Genomic DNA, 18,344 nt, shown 5'->3' with positions numbered 1-18,344 from the left:
GCCCCCTTCATTGCGCTAGACGCAATGAAGGGGGCCTTCACGTACTTCCGGGCCATCGATCGATGTCACCCAGAAGGGTCATGTGCCGACCACGCCCGAGCCGAGGCGGGGTCCGGGCCGCGGTCGACGTCGCAGGCCAGGCCGGGTACGTGGCACTTCGCGGAGAGCGCCGGGCATGGGGAAAGCCGGTTCGCCAACCGGTCGTAGGCGGCTTACAGTCCCTCCATGCCCGGTACACGCTGGAGCCGCTTGCTGCCTACAGCGCTGCTGGTCACGCTCGCCTTGACGGCGATCACCGTCTGGTCGGCCTCGGACGACATCGAGGCCGAGCTGACCGCGCGCGCCAAGAACGCGCTCGCCGACGTCGGCGTCACCGGCGGCCAGGTGAGCTTCTCCGGCCGCGACGCGAACCTCATCGGCTTCCCGCCGGACAAGGCCGCGCAGGCGATGGACGCCATCCAGCGGATCGACGGGGTCCGGACGGTCGAGATCTCCGGCGACACCGCACCACCGGCGGGCCCGGTGACGACCAGCGGCGAGCCGTCGAGCCAGTCACCCCCGAGCCCTCCGCCCAGCCCTGCTCCGACGTCGGCCAAGCCGGTCGACAAGGCCGGGTTCCAGGCCGAGGTCGACCGGCTGCTGGCTGCCACGCCCATCACGTTCGAACCGGACACCACCGAACTCACCGCCGACGGCGAACGCGGCGCGCTGGAGATCGCGAAGCTGCTCACCGACGCGCCCCGCGACCTGAGGTTCCGGATCACCGGGCAGGTCGCGACCGGTTCGGACCGGAAGCTCTCGCTGAATCGCGCGCTGACGGTGGAGCGGTTGCTGGAGCGCAACGGGGTCAAACGCGACCAGGCGTACTCCACCCAGCGCAGGAACTCCGACGGCGCGAACGGCGAGGGCCGCCGCGTCGACATCACGGCAGAACAGAGGTGATGGCCTGATGCTCTGGCTCTTCGGGCAGATCTGGCTCTGGCTGCTCATCTCGTTCGCTCTCGGCTGCGGTGTCACCTGGCTGCTGATGCGCGGCGAACGACGTGAGCGGCCGGCCGCGGAACCGGTGCCCCGCGAGCCGGAACGCGTGGTACCCGTGCCGCCGGAGCCGGAACCCGAACCGGTGCCCGAGCTGCTCTCCACCGAACGGACGCAGTTCCTCCCGCCCGCGCGGATCCAGGACAACGACGAGCCGTACGACCAGGAGGCGGAAGGCCACCGTGAGGGCCAGCTGACGCCGGAACCGGTGCGGTCCTACCACCCGGAGCCGCCGGAACCGGCCGCCCGCAACGGCGAAGGCGGCCACGAACCCGAACCCGTCTGGCCGAGCGACGAGGACTGGCCACCCGCCGGGCACCGGCCGGGGCAGGGCGGCTGACACTCGCCTGGTAAATTCGGCTACGCACTGTGAGCGGGACGCCGGGTACGTTTCTTCGATCGGGAGCTCCGGCACACGAAGGAGGCTCCGATTGGCGCTCCCCTATTGGACGCCGCACAACCTGCTGCCTCCTGGCCGCCATCCCGCCGATCTGGCCGACGTCTACGAACGGCTGGTCTTCGACGCGCCGCACCAGAACGACCGTGAAATCCTGTTCAGCGCGCTGAACAGCTATCTCGGCGTCGCCCGGCGGATCATGCCGACCGGCCGCGCGTGGATCGGCGGCGATCTGACCGCCAGGACCCCGCACGCGCCGATCGGGCTCGACGTGGTGCTGATCCCGGACGAATGGGGCGCGCTCAAACGGCTCGACGACGCGGGTCGCTCGGCGCTGTACGGGCTGCTGACCCTGCGCGGGGTCATCGTCGGCCAGCCCGCCATGTACCTGGACCAGGTCCAGCCCGTCGGCGGCATGCTCGACGGTTTCCTCTGCCGCCCCGGCGACGAGGAGATCTGGGAGGAAGTGTGGGCATCGGGTGGCAGGGGAATTCCGGAAGTGATCTGGTGAGGAACGAATTCCGGCGTATCGCCGACGAGATCCCCGGCGGCACCTGGCTCGACGACCTCGCCCGCGCGTCGGCGATGGCCGCGTACGCCAAGTTCGAGCGGACGTCACGTTCGCCGCTGCTTCGCGTTTCCGTGCTCGGCGAGTCGCATCTGGACGCGTACACCTTCTCCGACATCAGCCGGGCGCTGCAGGACGCGACGGCGAAGATCGGGCACATCATCCGCAATCCGTCGGGCGAGGTGACCTTCGTCCAGCCGGCGGACCGCGAGAAGGCCCCGCTGATCCAGCGTGGACAGGCGGGCAACGCGATCTTCTTCGGCTTCCCGGAACCGGCGCTCGACGACGCGCTCATCCACGACGGGATCGAGTCGCTGTCCGAACGCGCGGTCAAGGAATTGTGCGACTTCCTGCCGGCCAACGGTTCCGACGACGGCGCGCTGGACGCGGTGCTGCTGCAGCGCGACACCGTCCGCAACGCGGTCAGCGACATCGTCAACGCGGTGAGCAAACACGCCGGGATCGGCATGGCGCTGACCCCGACCGCGGGCGACGAGCTGACCCGCAGCATGACCACCGAGCAGGCCCGGATCCTGTCCGGCAGCCTGCGCGAGTCCCGTGAGGCCGTCGGCTACGAGACGGTCAGCGGCAGGTTGGACGGCGTCCGCACGCGGCGCCGGATCTTCTATCTCGAACGCGAATCGGGCGGCACGATCCAGGGCGCGGTCGCGCCGGATCTGCTCGACGAGATCAAGGAGAACCTCGACCGGCCGGTGACCGCGCGGCTGCGCGTCGTGCGCACCACGACCATCGACGGCCGCCGCGGCCGCCCGGTGCACGAGCTGCTGGAGATCACTCCGGAAGTCAGCCTGTTCGATCAGTGATCGGGTTTCCGACATTCGGCGATGCCACAATTCTCGTCAGAAAATATCGGTGACCGCTTGATCATCGTTGAATGATGACTTTTTCCGGCAGGTAACAATTTCGGCCATTACCCCGAACGATGGGCTAACGTCTTCGGACGGAAGCCTCCGAAAGGGCATGTATGCCGACCGATCCACCTCTCCCGCACCCGCCTGCCACCCGCTACGGCCCTGGGTTCGCCGCGCACGGAACACGGCACCGCAAACCCAAGAACGGCGTGGTCATCGCGGGTTTCCTGGTCGGCGTGGCGGCACTCGGGGTCGCCTTCGTCCCGGTCGCCGGGATCGCCGCATGGCCGCTCGCCGTGATCGGATTGGTTCTTTCCGTGATCGGTTTGACCAAAATCAAGAAGGGCGAGGCCGACAAGAAGGGAATGGGGATCGCGGGGCTCGCGTTTTCGATCACCGGACTGCTGGCCGCCGGCGGGTTACTGGTCTACACCAGTTTCTTCGCCACCGGCGAGTCGGGACTGCACGTCCCGGCGGTCGCCGGGGACAAGAACACCGTCGAGTTCGTCGTCAGCGCCTCCGGCGGCGCGACCATCCGGTACGGCTCGCTCAACGACCAGCGGACCGAGACGACCCCGGCCAGTACCGACGAATGGCGCGGCACGGCGTCGTTCAACTCGGGTGACTACCTGCTCACCGTCACCGCGGACACCCGGAACTCGTCGGTCAGCAACCAGATCGCCTGCACGATCCTGGTCAACGGCAAGAAGGTGGCGGAGAACAAGGGCCAGACCATCGCCCTGTGCACGGCCGGGACCGGCTGATCCCCGCCTGGCGGCCGGCCGGTATCGCCCCCACCTCCACCGGCCGGACCGCCACGAGCCGCTCCTGGCGGCTCTTCGGACGGACCCGGAACCGGCCCGCCCGAGCGCCGATCACTACCGCATGCCCCTCCCCTAGGGCTCGATCGACACCGAATCGGACCCTACGCGCGTACGCGGCGAGGCCACTAAGAATCCGCTAAGGATCACTCACGGACTTTCGCCGAGGTCCGTCAGTTCCGCACGGACCAGCGCGGCGAGCTTGGGATTGGCGTCCGCGAGGATTTTCAGCGCGAGCGCGAATTGTTCGCGGGCACCGTCCACATCCGACCCGGCCCGCAGCACCCGGCCCAGCGTCAGCCGCAGCACGCCCTCCTGGAGGACGAACCGTCTGCTGATCGTCAGGTCCACGGCCTCCCACACATACCGCTCGGCCGCCGCGAGTTCGCCGATCCGCATGCTCAATTCGGCCAGATTGTTCAGCGAGACGACGGCGTAGCTGTCGTCGCCGAGGGTCCGGTCGATCTCCAGCGAAGCGACCTGGTGCCCGATCGCCTCGATGAACCGCCCGGCCCGCTTTTCTGCCTCGGCGCAGTTGTTGAGCGCCTGCCCGCGCAATTCGAGATCACCGGTCCGCTCGGTCTCCTCGACCGCCAGCCGCAGCGTCCTGATCGCCTCGTCGTGCCGCCCCAGCAGGGTCAGCGCGGAGCCGAGATGGATGTTCGCGGAGATCATCAGCCGGTCGTCGCCGATCGCGGTCGCGAGTTCCAGCGCGCGTTCGGCGTCGGCGAGGCAGCCCTGCGGCAGTTCGAAGGTCAGCGCGATGGCGCACCGGGAGATCAGCATCCAGCACCGGCCGAGGACGTCGCCGGAGCGCTCCGCGGCCTCCAGCCCGATCTCGACCAGCCGCGTCCACTCGTCCAGCAGCGGGTACACCGCGCGATAGGTGTGCGCGACCCTGGCCAGCCGCCAGACGTCGTCGTGGCGTCCGGCGGCGCGGGCGGCTTCGAGTACCTCGATCAGGTTCTCCCATTCCGCGGTGAACCAGTCCTGCGCCTCGTCGAAGGAACCGATCGGCGGCGTCCGCTCGTCGGTCAGCGCCCCGGTGAAGTCGAGCGGGTCGACGATCCGCAGCATCTTGCGCCGGGCCCGGTCGGCGACGGCCTGATAGAACCGCACCGAGCGCGACAGGACGTCTTCCCGGTCGGCATCGTCGAGTTCGTTCTCCGCCAGCTCACGGAGGAACAGGCGGACGAGGTCGTGCGGGACGAAGGAGTCGCGGCCGGTTTCGGCGAGCAGGTTGTGCGCGGCGAGCACCCGCAGATGCCGCCGCGCCTCGGCGACGGTGATCCCGCCGATCGCCGCCGTCAGATGCGAACCGGCCGAAACGCACTGGACCACGCCGAGCCGCAGGAACGTGTCCGCGACCTCGGGCGGCAGCCCCCGGAACGAGACGTCGAACGCCGCGCGGACGCCGTCGTCCGGGCCCTCGACGTCGAGCGCGGCCAGCCTGGTCCGCTCGTTGCCGAGTTCGTCGACCAGATCCTGCGCGGACCACTGCGCGCTGGCGGCGAGCCGGGCACCCGCGATCCGCAGCGCCAGCGGGAGATAGCCGCAGAGCCGGGCGAGCGCGTGGTTGAGGTCGTAGCCGGCGGGACCGGCGAGTTCCTCGATCAGCCGGACGGCGTCGCCGGGCGCGAGGGTGCCGAGCACCCGCAGTTTGGCGGCGTTGGACACGGCGAGCCCGTCGAGCCGGGAGCGGCTGGTCACCAGCGTCATCGACCGCGAACCGGGCGGCAGCAGCGGCCGGACCTGCTCGGCGCTCCGGGCGTTGTCGAGGATGACCAGCATCCGGCGCCCGGCGATCATCGAGCGGTAGAGGGCGACGCGTTCGTGGACCTGTTCCGGGACGCCCTCGGCCGGGACGCCGAGCCCGAGCAGGAACTGGGTGAGCAGGTCGGCGGGCTCCAGCGGCGGATGATGCGGGTCGAAACCCCGCAGCGAAGCGAAAAGGATGCCGTCGGGGAAGCGGCGGCCTGCCCGATGCGCCCACCACACCACCAGGCTGCTCTTGCCGATCCCGGCCGTCCCCGTGACCACGCCGACCGCGGTCTCGCCCGCTTCGGCCCGCTCGGCTAGTTCGTCGAGCCAGGCCAGGTCGGCCTCGCGTCCGGCGAGGTTCGGCACCGCGGGCGGCAACTGCTGGACGGGCGCCGCCTCGGCCTTCGGTTCCGCGACGACCTTGACCGGCAGGTCGTCGTTGAGGACGCGCTCGTGCAGCCAGCGCAGTTCCGCGCCGGGTTCGACGCCGAGGGTGCGCAGGGTCGCCCTGGACACCGTGCGGTAGAGCTCGAGCGCGTCGCCGCGGCGGCCGGCGTGGTAGAGCGCGCGCATCAGCTGACCGGCCGTGCGCTCGGCGAGCGGGTTCGCGCGGACCAGCGGGCTGAGCTCGACGATCAGTTCCGCGTGCCTGCCCAGTTCGAGGTCCGCGTCGACCCTGGCGCCGTGGACGGCGAGCCGCAGATCCTCCAGCTCGGGAGCGCGGACCGACCCCGGCACGCCGGCGAGCGCGGGCCCCTGCCAAAGCGCGAGGGCCTCGGTGAGCAGTTCGGACGCCTTCTCCGGGTCCTCCGCCGAAGCCCGCTCCAGCAGGGAACGGGCGCGGTGGACGTCGATCCGCTCGGGTTCGACGGTGAGCTGGTAGCCGGGCGGCGCGGTGAGGATCCGGGCGCCGCGCGGATGATCGGCCTGGATACCGCGGAGCACGCGTCGCAGATGCGAGACGTTGCCGTGGACGATCGTGCGGGCCGTGGCGGGCGGGTCGTGTCCCCACAGCGCGTCGATGATCTCGTCGAGCCCGACGACCTTGTTGACCTTCAGCGCCAGCAACGCGAGCAGGCCGCGGACACCGGGGCCGCCGACGGGGACCGGCCGTTCGCCGTCGAGGAGGCGCACGGGACCGAGGAGCTGGAAGCGGGCAGGGGAACCGCTTTCGCCCATGACGAGCCCCCCTCCTCCGATCTCTCCCCTTACCGGAGTAGCCAACCTACCGCGCGGAGACGCCGCCAACCAGGACGTTCGAGGTCGTGAAGGCCTCCTTCCCTACTTTCAGGGCAGGGAAGGAGGCCTTCACGGCCTTGGCGATACGGGGCGATACGGACAAAGCGCGCTAAGCGGGCGGGTTGCGTCCACTGTGGACCGCGGCTGGCGGGTGACCGGCGCTCCCCTGTGTGTCCTGAAGGTGCCCTTGGGGACGTTGGACGTCTCAAAGGGGCCCTTCAGGACACCACAGGCTTGCCGGAGCCGCGCGGCCGCGGCAGGTGGCACGTGAGGCCCCGTTCCCGCGGCTCAGCCGAGGAAATTCGACCCTCCCCAGTACAGGAAGGACCCCTTCATGTACTTCCGGCTCGCGAACCGCGCACACAGGACGCGGCACTCACGAAAAAGAAAAGGCTCCGTGCCATCAGTCCCGATCTGATGGCACGGAGCCGGGAGATATCCGATTTGGGCCGCCTGGGGGCGCGACCCACACCGGACATCGGCGTCCACGTCCGTCCGGGTGGGCTCACCCCGAGCGAAGAACCCGTTCGGTCGTCGACAACACCTACGTGAGCGAGCCCACTGGCCCGCTCACGTGGCGACAACGTAACAGGGCGCACACCGACGGCTACAAGCGCCCCGCCATGGCCTTCGCGACCTGCGGTTTCGTCAGCGCGACAGCGGCGTCGAGTCGCGGCCCGCGATGAACGCCGGGCGCGGTTCGATCGCGGCGTACGGCTCCCGCAGCGCGTTCTCGACGCTGTTGAACACCAGGAAGATGTTCGACCTCGGGTACGGCGTGATGTTGTTCGACGAACCGTGCATCACGTTCGAATCGAACCAGAGCGCGGAACCGGCCTGCCCGGTGAATTGGTCGATTCCGTATTCGGCGGCGAGTGCGGTGATGTCCTCCTCGCGCGGGACGCCGACGCGCTGCTCTTTCAGCGAACTCTTGTAGTTGTCCTCGGGGGTTTCCCCGGCACATTGCACGAAGGTCCGCTGCGAACCCGGCATCACCATCAGCCCGCCGTTGAACGGGTAGTTGTCGGTGAGGGCGATGGAGCAGCTGACCGCGCGGGGCGCGGGCATGCCGTCCTCCGCGTGCCAGGTCTCGAAGTCCGAGTGCCAGTAGAACCCGGTGCCCTTGAAGCCGGGCATGTAGTTCACGCGGCTCTGGTGGATGTAGACCTCGGAGCCGAGGATCTGCCGGGCCCGGTCGAGCACGCGCGGGTCGCGGACGAGTTCCGCGATCAGCTCGCTGGTCTCGTGGACGTCGAAGATGGAGCGGACCTCACCGGTCTTGGCCTCGGTGATGACACGCTCGTCGCCACTGTGGTCCCCGGAGGACATCCTGACGAGTTCCTGCCAGTAGGTCTGGACCTCGCCGGGCGACAGCAACTGGTCGACGACGGTGTAACCACGCGTCTCGTGGTTGGCGAGCGTGGCCGCGTCCAAGGGGCCGTCGGCCTCGGTGCCCCAGACGGTGGGGTGCGTCCTGGGCAGGTGTTCGGGTTTACCCGTGATGCGGGTCGGGTAACTGTCGTCGACTCGGGTGTCGGTCAGCGTCAATGCAGTCGCCTCCTCGAGCGATTTCTAGGGTTCGGTGACGAGCGGGTACACGCCGTTTTCGTCGTGGACCTCGCGGCCGGTGATGGGCGGGTTGAACACGCAGACGCACTTGATCTCGGTCTTGGGCCGGACCTGGTGCTTGTCGTGGTCGTTGAGCAGGTACAACGTGCCCGGCTTCAGCTGGAAGACCTCGCCGGTCGCGGTGTTTTCGAGCTCGCCCTCACCAGAGGTGATGAACACCGCTTCGATGTGGTTCGCGTACCAGAAGTCGTTGACCGTCCCGGCGTACAGCGTGGTCTCGTGCACCGAGAAACCGACGCCCTCCTTGGCCAGCACGATGCGCTTGCTGCGCCAGTTCGGGGTCTTGATGTCGGCGTCGGTGTCGGTGACCTCGTCGAGTGTTCTGACAAGCAAAGGAAAACTCCTTCTCGTTCCTGGTCGAGGGCGGTCGGTTCGGGTCAGGAGAGGACGGCGGCGACGGCCTCGTCGATGATCGCGAGGCCCTTCGTGAGCTCGTCGTCGGTCAGCGTGAGCGGCGGGAGGACCTTCATGACCTCGCCGTCGGGGCCGGAGGTCTCCATCAGCAGCCCGCGCTCGAACGCGGCGGCGCAGACCTTGCCCGCGAGGTCGCCGTCGGCGAACTCGATGCCCCTGGCAAGGCCGCGGCCCTTCGCGAACAGGTTCGCGTCCGGGTACGCCTCGACGATGCCCTGGAAGGCGGCGGCGATGCGCTCACCCTTGGCCTTGGTCGACTTCTCCAGCTCGTCGTCGCTCCAGTAGACGCGCAGCGCCTCGGTCGCGGTGACGAACGCCGGGCTGATGCCGCGGAAGGTGCCGTTGTGCTCACCCGGCTCCCAGACGTCGAGGTCCGGGCGGATCAGCGTCAGCGCCATCGGGATGCCGTAGCCGCCGATGGACTTCGAGAGGCAGACGATGTCGGGCTTGATGCCCGCGTCCTCGAAGCTGAAGAACGGGCCGGTGCGGCCGCAGCCCATCTGGACGTCGTCGAGGATCAGCAGGATGCCGTGCTTCTTGCACAGATCGTCCAGCGCCTTGAGCCACTCGACGCGCGCGGCGTTGATGCCGCCCTCGCCCTGCACGCCCTCGACGATCACGGCGGCGGGCTCGTTCAAGCCGCTGCCGGAGTCTTCGAGCAGCTTCTCGAAGTAGAGGAAGTCCGGGATGGAGCCGTCGAAGTAGTTGTCGTACGGCATCGGGGTGGCGTGCACCAGCGGGACACCCGCGCCGCCGCGCTTCATCGAGTTACCGGTCACCGAGAGGGCGCCCAGCGTCATCCCGTGGAAGGCGTTGGTGAAGTTGATGACCGATTCCTTGCCGGTCACCTTGCGGGCGAGCTTCAGCGCGGCCTCGACCGCGTTCGCGCCACCGGGGCCGGGGAAGACGACCTTGTAGTCGAGTTCCCGCGGGCGGAGGATCTTCTCCTGGAACGTCTGGAGGAAGTCCCGCTTGGCCACCGTGAACATGTCGAGCGCGTGTGTCACGCCGTCACGGGCGATGTAGTCGATCAGCGCCCGCTTCAGCGCGGGGTTGTTGTGCCCGTAGTTGAGCGCGCCCGCGCCGGCGAAGAAGTCGAGATACGCCTTGCCGTCCTCGTCGTACAGGTAGCTCCCCTGCGCCCTGTCGAACACGACGGGCCAGCCGCGGCTGTAACTGCGTACCTCGGATTCGAGTTCCTCGAAAATGCTCATCACGTTTTCTTTCTCCCTGAGATCCCCGGATTTACGTTCTATTGACTGCTGAGCGGACCGATGCGATACAGGTCCTCCTGCTCATGCGTTCCTTCCTCGGCCGGGAAATCCGTCGCGGAGAACAGATCCTGGCGTTCCACGGTGGCGTTCCACCGCTTGGCGAACGAGGCGAACAACCGGATCGAAGCCTCGTTGTCCGGCGTGATCGTGGTCTCGAGGTACCGGACGCCCTGGGCGGTCAACCGGCCGAAGAGCTCGTCGAGCAGAGCTCCGGCCAGGCCTTTTCCTCGCTGGGACGCGTCGACGGCGACCTGCCAGACGAAGCCGGTGTCCTGCTTCCGGTACCCGATCACGAAGCCGACCGGTGTGCCGTCGACCTTCGCGACGACCGAGGTGTCGGCGAAATCGTGGCACCACAGCAAATAGGCGTAAGGCGTGTTGAGATCCAGCTTCTTGGAATCGCGGGCGATTCTCCAGAGCGCGGCACCGTCTGCCTTGGTCGGATTTTCGATCAAGTGCTTTCCGGACATGTCCAAGAAACGTACCGGAGGATTCGGGCGCGGTCAGATCAGCGCGGCGGCGGCAACGCGGCTACCTGCAACAACCCTGAAACACACGTGACAAAGGTAACGGTAACGTTTGAAGCGCAGCACTTGTGGGTAAGGCCGCTTCGCTGCGGTCTCACTGCATGTGACGATACCAACCGTTACCGCTTCGTCGCAGGGTCAGGGCGCTATTCGACGCTCGATTCCGCTATTCACGACGCCGCTTGCGACCCGCGAGCGAGCCGAGCGGCGTCCAGATGGCGGGCAGCACGAGCAGCAGGCAGACGACCAGCCACCAGACCGGCGCCTCGCCGCGCCGCCAGCCCGCGACGACGTCGCCGAGCCAGCCGAACAGCGGGTCGCGTACCGGCGGCAGGAAGGCGGCGAACAGCAAGGCCGCCACCACGAGCACGCCGAGCACCGTGAGCACCATCCGCCACGTCTTGCGCAACGTCATCAGGCTCACCACCAGGAACACGATGGCGCCCGCGGCCACCGGCACACCGACCCATTGCAGGACCGGGCCGCCCTGTCCACCGAGGACGAAGCCGGCCAGCACGGTGATCATCGCGGCGAGCACGTTCCACGGTGACGGCAGGGTGGCCGCCCCGCGGGTGATCCACCACGCGCTGCGGCCGGCGGCCTTGGCGAAGGTCACGGCCGGCTGGACCGATTTCGGCACCCGTGTCGCCCCCGCGGCCGCGTTGAGCCCGGCGGCACCGGCCTTGACCAGCGTCTTCGTCAGGAGCATCGTCCCGCGTTCGTGTTCGAACCGTTCGCCGGAGACCTGGCACGCCTGGAACGCGCGCTGGGTCTGCTCTTCGGTTTCAGGCTCGTTCTCGATGAGCCGCCGGAACCGTTCCGACGGTTTCCCGTTGCCCTTGGCCGTTTCCGCGTCGTGTCCGCAATGGAGGCCGACGCACGGCAGCTCCTCGCGGGCGATTTCCAGCTGCCGGACCCTGGCGAGCACCATCGCCGTCACCGGCATGCTGACCGGGAGCGCCGCTTCTCCTTCCACATCGGCCAGTTCGCCGTCGAGGCCGAGGAAAGCCAGCTCTCCGGCCAATTGCGCGCGCAGGGCGTCCGCTTCCTCTTGTGACAGCCCGTCTTCCGTACCTGGCTGTCGCCAGCCGATCGCCTTGAAGGTGTCCCGCACCCGCGTCCGGAACGTCTCCCGCCCGACGACGTCGCGCAGCAGGCGCAGGCGTTTCGGGTCCAGCAGACACTGCACCAGCCAGCCCGCGCCGTCGACCCGGCCCCACATCCAGTCGTTCGCGCGCCAGGACGCCTTGTAGAACGCGCCGAAGTAGTCGGCCTGCATCCCGGTGAGCTTGTCCCACGAACGGCGTCGCTTCATGTCCAGCAGCGTTCGCGAATCGGCGCTCACCTGGACGAGATCGACCCGCTGGTCGACCGACGGCGGCTGCGCGAGCAGTCCCCTGGTCGCGATGTGGAGGCGCACCAGCCGCGAAGTGACGACCGCGTCACCGGCGCTCGTTTCGTCCGAAGTGAGCCCTGTCCAGGCCAGCAGCGTGCTGACCGTGTCGGCGGCTTCGGTGTCGGGTTTCGCCTGTGCCAGCGGCAAAAGGATCGGGGTGGCCTGCCGGAGGGCGGCGACGACGAGCGGCCACGCCTCCTTCAGCGTGTCCGAACGGCCGAGCGATGCCCATTCCTTGGCGAGGCCTTCGATCCAGGCCGCCAGCGTGACGTCGGAGGCAGGCGGCTCCTGTTCGGTGACCCAGCCCGCGAGCCGCTTGCCCCGCGCGGCCTTGTGCCGCGCTTCGTGCAGCAACACGCGGCAACGGTTGAGCTGCACCGCCTGCTCCGGCGACGGATCGAGCCGGAAGCCCGCGTTCACCAGTTGAAGCCCGGTGGCGACCGAATCGTCGAGCGCGGTGGTGCGGAACGCGACCACGTCCGCGAGCTCGCAGGTGTCCTTCGGAGGCTCGGTGGGCAGGCCGTCCCGCAACCCGGCCGAAGCGGCGGCGCGCAGCTGCGCCGCCGTGCCGGACGCCCACTGACGCCCCTGATCCTCCACATCGGACAGTGAGAGCCTACGGGTCGCCTCGCGGACCAGCGCGGTGGCGTCCTCCTGCACCCGCCGGTCGCGGTAGTCGTTCATCAGCCGCTGGTCGACCAGCGAGTCCGGGCCACCGCGAACCCCCATCGCCGCAAGGGAAACGCGAGTGCCCCTGGTGCGGACGACGGCGTCGTTGTGCCTGGTCAGGTCCTCCAGCTCGGCACTGATCGTCTGACTCAGCACGGTGCCGACGACCTTGCTCATCGCGCTGCCCAGCAGCGGCGGCCGTTCCGGATCGACCGCGACCCGCTCGGCCTCGCGTTCCGCCGTCGGGACCACGTACAGCAGCAACCGCCGGACGTCCGAATGCGACTGCCGCTCGAAGATCTCCCGCAGCGCCGGGCGCAGCGGTTTGTTCAGCAGGACGCCGCCGTCGGTGAGCCAATGCGAACGGGTGACGTCGGTGTACTTCGTCATGTCCGGATGCAGCGGTCCGGTCTTCTCGCCGATCGGCATCCGGGAGAGTTCGAAGGCGCCGGGGAACGACGCGGTCGACCTTGCCGCGAGCGCGAGCGGGCCGATCACGTCGTCCGTCCACAAAGGACCATCGAAGCGGAACAGGAGCCGATGTTCGGTGTCCCGCACCAGATTGCCGAGCGCGTCGTCGAACCTGGTCGTCTCGCCGTCGATCATCGTGCCGGTGAGCAGCACCGTGATGTCGGGGCAGTCGGGTTTCACCGTCGCCTTGTCGGTGATCCGGTGCAACGCGTCCTTGAGATCGCCGAGCAGCACCTTGTCGCCGTCGAGCAGCGAACGCGGTTCCTTCTCGCCGGGATCGCGGATCAGGTTGTCGAGCGATCCCGTGCTGATCCACGTGTCGCGCAGCACCTGCGGGCTCGACCGGAACGCCTCGGCGAGCCCGAGGCACGCCGCGTTGATACCGCCCGCGCTCGTGCCGGTGAGCACGTCGAGCGAGACGGTGGCGTTGAGCAGATCGAGCAAGGCCCGGTACGGGCTTTTCGATTCCGGCGCTCTCGACGCCTGGAGCAGATGCGAGGTCTCGGTGGCGACCCCGCCCATCCAGACCGCGAGGCTCGCCCCGCCCACCATGGTCATCGCCAGCCGGATCTCCTGCGGCCACGGGCTCCCCGCGTCGGCCATGTGCGCCCTCCCCAAGGCTTGTGCACCGAGCACCTTAGACCGGACGGGCGAACCGATGTACCACCGTTAGTGCCGAAGTTCGTTCGCCCGTAAGGGCAGTTTCACGCCCCTGCAATCAGGTGGCCGTTCGCCGCGCCTGGATACGCGGAAGGACCGCATCCAGAGGACCGAATGCGGGTCGTCAGGCCGCGAAGTGCTCCAGCAGGAGGACCTGTGCCTCACCGACGGCGAAGCCGAGGACGGCACCCGTCGCGATCAGGATCCATTCGTCCTGCTGGAAGGCCGGCCGCAGCAGTCCCTCGAACTCGCGCGGCGACAACTCCTTCATCTTCGTCACCAGCACGTTCCGGATGTCCATCGCGTCGGTCGCGTAGTCCTCGATGTACCGCATGGTGTCCGGCAGTCTGTCCATGATCTTCTCGGCGATGTTCAGCTTCATGTCCTGATACCGCTTGCTGCCGACGGCGAACACCACCAGCGGTTTACCGACGCCGACCCGTCGGCCGAGCTGTTCGTCGAGCTGACGCTGGATCAACCCGAGCACGCGGTCCGACAACGGGCCGTGCAGCACCGCCTCGATCACGTTGTGCGGGGTGATGATCTCCTTCGCGATCAGCGCGCCGTACGCCTCCGCGACCTCGCCGCGCCGTTTCAGGAACAGGCCCTGCCAGCGCACGCCGAAGTACCGGCGTTCCTCGATCGGATAGAAGATCATCCGCAGCGCGAGCCAGTCGGTGAACCAGCCGGTGAAAAGCCCGAACAGCGGCATGATCAGCGGGAACTTGAACAGCACCCAGGCGACCATCTGGATCACGCCGATGAGCCCGCCGAAGAAGATGCCGGAACGGGCGATGAACTTGAACTCCTTGTCGCCCGCCTCCTGGAAGATCCGGTTCAGCAGCCGTTTGTCCTTGACCAGTGCGGTGACCACCATGCCCTTGAGGTCGAACACACTGTCCACATCGGACTTGATCAGTTCCAGCACGGCCGCGACCATCCGCGGCGACTCGGCCTGGACGCGCTGGATCACCAGCCGCTGCATGCCCACCGGCAGGGATTCCCACAGCCCCGGCTGGTAGTGGGCGGCGACGTCGCGCACGATGTCCTCGACGGCCGCCTGGAGCGGTTTTTCGATCTCCTTGGCGATTCTCTGCGGATCGAGCCGGGCGACGATCTCCGCCGGTTTGATCAGCTGCTCGGTCATCGTGTCGCAGGCGATGCTCGCCATCCGGGCGGCGCGTTTGGGCACGATGCCCTGCCAGCCGAGGAACGGTTTGATGCCGACGAACTCGACCGGCTGGAACATCATCCGGATCGCGACGAGTTTGGTGGTGTAGCCGATCAGGGCGGCGACGACCGGGATGGAGACGTAGAGCGGCCAGTGCTCGCCGAAATCGGCGAGGATCCCGTTGAGGAACGCACCCATGCCGAAGTCAGCCGGCGCTCGGGTCGCAGGCCTGCCAGAACTGGGCGCCGAGCCGGGAAATATGGACCGTGCGCTTCACGAACTTGACCCGTTTCAGCGACTTCTCCGCCTCGCGGACGGTCTCGTCGGTCAGCAGGATCTCGTACTGCGTCTCCAGCGCGGGCACCTCTTCGTCCAGCTCGACCAGGCCGAGCCCGATCAGCCTGGTGAGGTAGCCGGGCACCTGGTCCGGCAGGGACACCCCGGCGGCCTTGCCGACGGTGGAAGCGTTGCGGAGCACGAACCGCCCGGCCGCGCCGAGGCTGGTCCGCTCGGCGACGTCGACGGCGGGGAACGGCGAGCCGTCGGAAAGCGCGGAAAGGATGCGGGCCTCGTCCGGCGTGAGCTGCCGCAGGATGATCGCGTAGAGGTATTCGCGGGCCCGCTCACGGCCGAAGCCGATCGAGTGATTGAGCAGCTCCGCCATCGCGGCGCGAAGCGGTTCGAGCTGGGCGCGGGTGTGCACGAGGGTGACGGTCGCCTCGACCGGCCGCGAACCGTTGGTGTCGGGCCGGTTCATCGCGGACGCGGCGGTGAGCGCGGCGTGGTACGGGTCGTCGACCTCGTCCAGACGGCGGCGCAGCTCCGAAAGCAGCTGCCGCTCGCCCTGTTTGACGATCTGTTCCGCGATTTCGACACCGGGGAGTTTGCGGGTGAACTCGAAACCCGTGCGGGCGGCCCAGCCCGCCAGCTGTCCCGCTCGTTTGGCGAAAGCGGCCAGGTCGTCACCGGCGGGTCGATCGTTGCTCACGAGCACTCCCCTCACGTTCGCGCTGATGCTACCTGCGAGTAGGCCGAATGGCCGAAAATGTGATGGACCTGGGTGTTTGGATGGTGACCATGAGCTTCACGCGCTGGGGTCCGCCGATCGACGTCCTCCCGCTGTTCGCGCGGGAGGAGCAAGCCCTGCTCGACGTGCTGACGGGACTCGACGCGGACCAATGGGCCGCGCCGACGGTGTGCACGGGCTGGACGGTGCACGATCTCGCCGCCCACGTCCTCGGTGACAAACTCGGCAGGCTGTCCCGCGACCGTGACGGCTACCGGGCGACGGCGCCGCGGGAGGGCGAACGCTTCGAGGACTTCATCGACCGGATCAACGACGAATGGGTGGTCGCGTGCCGTCGGCTGTCCCCCGAGGTGCTGTTCTCGATGCTGGTGGACAGCACCTCGCAGATCGCCGAGATGTGGGGCCGCGCCGACCTCGACGCCATCGGCGAGCCGGTGAGCTGGGCCGGGGACGAACCGGCGCCGGTCTGGCTCGACGTCGCCCGCGAGTACACCGAGTTCTGGGTGCACCAGCAGCAGATCCGCGAGGCCGTCGGCGCGCGGACACTGGACGAGCCGGAGTTCCGCGGACCGGTGGTCGACACCTTCATGCGGGCGCTGCCGCACACCCTGCGTGACGTCGACGCGCGCACCGGCAGGCAGGTCGCCTACACCGTCACCGGCGAAGGTGGCGGGAAGTGGACGGCGCGGCGCACCGCCGACGGCTGGGAACTCGACCGGGCCGCGCCGACGTCACGCTCGCCGCTGGCCTCGGTGACGACCGACGCGGACACCTTCTGGCGGCTGTGCACCCGGAACCCGGCGGACCGCGGCCGGGTCACCGCCGAGGGCGACGAAAACGTTTGCGCCGCCCTGCTCGGGATGACGTCGATCATCACATCAGGTAACGGCTCACCTTCTCCGGCCGGATGACCAGCCGCACGAGATCGAGGGTCTGGATCCCGGCGAGTTCGCCCGCGTGGGCCGGGTCTTCGAGGTCCCAGTAGCGCTCGGCGAGCCGCGCGGCCAGGTCGTGGGCCCCGTCGGGCTCCACCGTGGCGCTGCCGGAGACCGAGACCCAGCGCTCGCGTTCGCCCACCGGCGCGGCCACGATGATCGACGCGCGGGGATCGTCGTCCAGCCGCCGGACCTTGGGCGACTCGCGGGGCGTGAACAGCTGGATCGTGCCGTCGTCGGCAGCCTCGAACCACACCGGCCGGACCGGGCCGCCTGCCACGGTCAGGAACCCGTGCAGCGGACGGCGGAGGAATTCGAGGTCGTCAGGGGTGAGCATGAGCTCGATTCAACCCGGCGGATTCGGACGATCCCATAGGTGAAAGACCGGATCGCCTGTGCGTTCGTCCAGCGCGGCTGAAGGGGACTTTCCCCGCGTCTCACGCGGCGAAGGGCGCTTTCCCTGCGTCGCATGCGGTGAAAGTCCCCTTCAGCTCCTCTAACCTCGGCCGGGTGGACGTGTTCAGTGACCTGATCCGCGGCGTACGGTCCCAGGGCTCCTTGTTCGGCAGCTCGACCCTCTCCCCGCCGTGGAACCTGCACTTCGTGGACGGCGCGCCGCTGACCATGTGCGCGGTGCTCACCGGCGCGGGCTGGATCGTCCCGGAGGACGGCCCGCCCGAGCCGCTTCGCGCGGGCGAGTCGGTCATCGTGCGCGGCCCCGCGACGTTCACCTTCGTCGACGAGATCGGCACCCCGGCCGAACCGATCGCGTGCGGCGAGCACTGCGCGACGCCCGAACAGGGCGGGACGCGGCACCGGCTCGGCTGGGTCGGCGACCAGGATGGCGAGACGACGCTGATCGTCGGCGCGTACCCGGTGCGCGGCGAGATCGGCCGTCCGCTGCTGGACGCGCTGCCCGTCGTGCTGCGGGTGGACGCCGGCGGCGCGGGCGACCCCGTACTGGAGCACCTCGCCGCCGAGGTCGCCGTCGACGCGCCGGGGCAGCAAGTGGTCCTCGACCGGCTGCTGGACTGGATGCTCGTCTGTTCCCTGCGCGAGTGGTTCGACCGGCCCGGCGGCAGGCCTCCGGCGTGGTGGGCCGCGCAGCGGGATCCGGTGGTCGGCGACGCCCTGCGCCTGCTGCACACGGAACCGGCGGCACCATGGACCGTCGGCACGCTCGCCGGGCGGACCGGGGTGTCAAGGTCGACGCTGGCCAAACGGTTCGCCGACCTGGTCGGCGAACCGCCGCTGACCTACCTCACCCGCTGGCGGATGACCCTCGCGGCGGATCTCCTCGCCGGTCCGGAGCCCGCGACCATCTCCGAGATCGCCCGCACCGTCGGCTATTCCGACGCGTTCGGGTTCAGCGCGGCGTTCAAACGCGTGCGGGGCGTCAACCCGAGCGAGTTCCGGCGCGGGGTCCCTCAGCGCCTGCCCGCGGAGCTGAAGACGTAGCACGAAACGCGTGAACC

General features: G+C 68.8%; 16 protein-coding genes. 7 read left to right on the top strand and 9 right to left on the bottom strand.

Going from position 1 to position 18,344, the window contains the following annotated elements:
- Positions 1 to 225: 225 nt before the first annotated feature.
- The 5 genes from ACFVM3_RS24615 (at position 226) to ACFVM3_RS24595 (ending at position 3,639) form a co-directional block, all read left to right on the top strand.
- Entirely contained in the window at positions 226 to 942 is a 717-nt protein-coding gene (locus ACFVM3_RS24615; protein ID WP_378442080.1) for an OmpA family protein, read from the top strand.
- Positions 943 to 949: 7 nt separating this feature from the next.
- Complete coding sequence (locus ACFVM3_RS24610; protein WP_378442079.1) at positions 950 to 1,378, top strand: hypothetical protein; 429 nt, start codon at positions 950 to 952, stop codon at positions 1,376 to 1,378.
- 91 nt (positions 1,379 to 1,469) lie between these two features.
- Positions 1,470 to 1,946, top strand: a complete 477-nt coding sequence (locus tag ACFVM3_RS24605; RefSeq protein ID WP_125782200.1) for a DUF6932 family protein — start codon at positions 1,470 to 1,472, stop codon at positions 1,944 to 1,946.
- Positions 1,943 to 2,827: a hypothetical protein gene (locus ACFVM3_RS24600; RefSeq protein ID WP_007033450.1), complete on the top strand. Its 885-nt coding sequence runs from the start codon at positions 1,943 to 1,945 to the stop codon at positions 2,825 to 2,827. Before ACFVM3_RS24605 ends, ACFVM3_RS24600 begins: the two co-directional genes overlap by 4 nt.
- A 161-nt stretch (positions 2,828 to 2,988) precedes the next feature.
- Positions 2,989 to 3,639 carry a DUF4190 domain-containing protein gene (locus ACFVM3_RS24595; protein WP_378442076.1) on the top strand — a complete coding sequence of 217 codons (651 nt, stop codon included), beginning with the start codon at positions 2,989 to 2,991 and terminating at the stop codon, positions 3,637 to 3,639.
- A gap of 207 nt (positions 3,640 to 3,846) precedes the next feature.
- Here ACFVM3_RS24595 and ACFVM3_RS24590 read toward each other — a convergent pair whose 3' ends face one another.
- The 8 genes from ACFVM3_RS24590 to ACFVM3_RS24555 all read right to left on the bottom strand — a co-directional run bounded on the left by ACFVM3_RS24590 (position 3,847) and on the right by ACFVM3_RS24555 (position 15,895).
- Positions 3,847 to 6,636: a BTAD domain-containing putative transcriptional regulator gene (locus ACFVM3_RS24590; RefSeq protein WP_378442075.1), complete on the bottom strand. Its 2,790-nt coding sequence runs from the start codon at positions 6,634 to 6,636 to the stop codon at positions 3,847 to 3,849.
- A gap of 708 nt (positions 6,637 to 7,344) precedes the next feature.
- The gene (thpD, locus tag ACFVM3_RS24585; protein WP_378442074.1) at positions 7,345 to 8,244 is read right to left on the bottom strand and encodes an ectoine hydroxylase; all 900 of its coding nucleotides are present in this window, start codon (positions 8,242 to 8,244) and stop codon (positions 7,345 to 7,347) included.
- Between the two features lie 24 nt (positions 8,245 to 8,268).
- Entirely contained in the window at positions 8,269 to 8,658 is a 390-nt protein-coding gene (locus tag ACFVM3_RS24580) for an ectoine synthase (protein ID WP_007033454.1), read from the bottom strand.
- Between the two features lie 44 nt (positions 8,659 to 8,702).
- Positions 8,703 to 9,953 (bottom strand): diaminobutyrate--2-oxoglutarate transaminase, encoded by a 1,251-nt coding sequence (ectB, locus tag ACFVM3_RS24575; RefSeq protein ID WP_378442072.1) that lies wholly within the window; start codon positions 9,951 to 9,953, stop codon positions 8,703 to 8,705.
- A gap of 38 nt (positions 9,954 to 9,991) precedes the next feature.
- Entirely contained in the window at positions 9,992 to 10,483 is a 492-nt protein-coding gene (ectA, locus tag ACFVM3_RS24570; protein WP_378442070.1) for a diaminobutyrate acetyltransferase, read from the bottom strand.
- 223 nt (positions 10,484 to 10,706) lie between these two features.
- Positions 10,707 to 13,679 carry a patatin-like protein gene (locus tag ACFVM3_RS24565; protein WP_378442068.1) on the bottom strand — a complete coding sequence of 991 codons (2,973 nt, stop codon included), beginning with the start codon at positions 13,677 to 13,679 and terminating at the stop codon, positions 10,707 to 10,709.
- 181 nt (positions 13,680 to 13,860) lie between these two features.
- Complete coding sequence (locus ACFVM3_RS24560) at positions 13,861 to 15,105, bottom strand: DUF445 domain-containing protein (protein ID WP_378442067.1); 1,245 nt, start codon at positions 15,103 to 15,105, stop codon at positions 13,861 to 13,863.
- A gap of 7 nt (positions 15,106 to 15,112) precedes the next feature.
- Positions 15,113 to 15,895: an Abi-alpha family protein gene (locus ACFVM3_RS24555; RefSeq protein ID WP_378442065.1), complete on the bottom strand. Its 783-nt coding sequence runs from the start codon at positions 15,893 to 15,895 to the stop codon at positions 15,113 to 15,115.
- A gap of 80 nt (positions 15,896 to 15,975) precedes the next feature.
- On the opposite strand from ACFVM3_RS24555, the gene ACFVM3_RS24550 reads away from it, so the two are divergent.
- Positions 15,976 to 16,845 (top strand): maleylpyruvate isomerase family mycothiol-dependent enzyme, encoded by an 870-nt coding sequence (locus ACFVM3_RS24550; protein ID WP_378442063.1) that lies wholly within the window; start codon positions 15,976 to 15,978, stop codon positions 16,843 to 16,845.
- Here the strand turns inward: ACFVM3_RS24550 and ACFVM3_RS24545 are convergent.
- Positions 16,808 to 17,206 carry a pyridoxamine 5'-phosphate oxidase family protein gene (locus ACFVM3_RS24545; RefSeq protein ID WP_378442061.1) on the bottom strand — a complete coding sequence of 133 codons (399 nt, stop codon included), beginning with the start codon at positions 17,204 to 17,206 and terminating at the stop codon, positions 16,808 to 16,810. The two genes, ACFVM3_RS24550 and ACFVM3_RS24545, sit on opposite strands and share 38 nt — an antisense overlap.
- Before the next feature lie 173 nt (positions 17,207 to 17,379).
- Here ACFVM3_RS24545 and ACFVM3_RS24540 point away from each other — a divergent pair, with 173 nt between their 5' ends.
- Positions 17,380 to 18,327, top strand: coding sequence for an AraC family transcriptional regulator (locus tag ACFVM3_RS24540; RefSeq protein WP_378442060.1), 948 nt, complete (start codon positions 17,380 to 17,382; stop codon positions 18,325 to 18,327).
- The last annotated feature ends 17 nt before the right edge of the window (positions 18,328 to 18,344 follow it).

The organism is Amycolatopsis sp. NPDC057786 (assembly GCF_042797905.1).
In the GTDB taxonomy this organism is placed as follows: Bacteria; Actinomycetota; Actinomycetes; order Mycobacteriales; family Pseudonocardiaceae; genus Amycolatopsis.
The sequence above is the reverse complement of the archived record's forward strand: the minus strand, read 5'-3'. Positions and strand labels throughout refer to the sequence as shown.

What these genes read in the sequence shown, in the direction of transcription:
- ACFVM3_RS24615 (WP_378442080.1), top strand. Translation starts at nt 226, where the DNA reads ATGCCCGGTACACGCTGGAGCCGCTTGCTGCCTACAGCGCTGCTGGTC.
- ACFVM3_RS24610 (WP_378442079.1), top strand. Translation starts at nt 950, where the DNA reads ATGCTCTGGCTCTTCGGGCAGATCTGGCTCTGGCTGCTCATCTCGTTC.
- ACFVM3_RS24595 (WP_378442076.1), top strand. Translation starts at nt 2,989, where the DNA reads ATGCCGACCGATCCACCTCTCCCGCACCCGCCTGCCACCCGCTACGGC.
- ACFVM3_RS24590 (WP_378442075.1), bottom strand. Translation starts at nt 6,636, where the DNA reads ATGGGCGAAAGCGGTTCCCCTGCCCGCTTCCAGCTCCTCGGTCCCGTG.
- ectB (WP_378442072.1), bottom strand. Translation starts at nt 9,953, where the DNA reads ATGAGCATTTTCGAGGAACTCGAATCCGAGGTACGCAGTTACAGCCGC.
- ectA (WP_378442070.1), bottom strand. Translation starts at nt 10,483, where the DNA reads ATGTCCGGAAAGCACTTGATCGAAAATCCGACCAAGGCAGACGGTGCC.
- ACFVM3_RS24565 (WP_378442068.1), bottom strand. Translation starts at nt 13,679, where the DNA reads ATGGCCGACGCGGGGAGCCCGTGGCCGCAGGAGATCCGGCTGGCGATG.
- ACFVM3_RS24560 (WP_378442067.1), bottom strand. Translation starts at nt 15,105, where the DNA reads ATGGGTGCGTTCCTCAACGGGATCCTCGCCGATTTCGGCGAGCACTGG.
- ACFVM3_RS24550 (WP_378442063.1), top strand. Translation starts at nt 15,976, where the DNA reads ATGGTGACCATGAGCTTCACGCGCTGGGGTCCGCCGATCGACGTCCTC.
- ACFVM3_RS24545 (WP_378442061.1), bottom strand. Translation starts at nt 17,206, where the DNA reads ATGCTCACCCCTGACGACCTCGAATTCCTCCGCCGTCCGCTGCACGGG.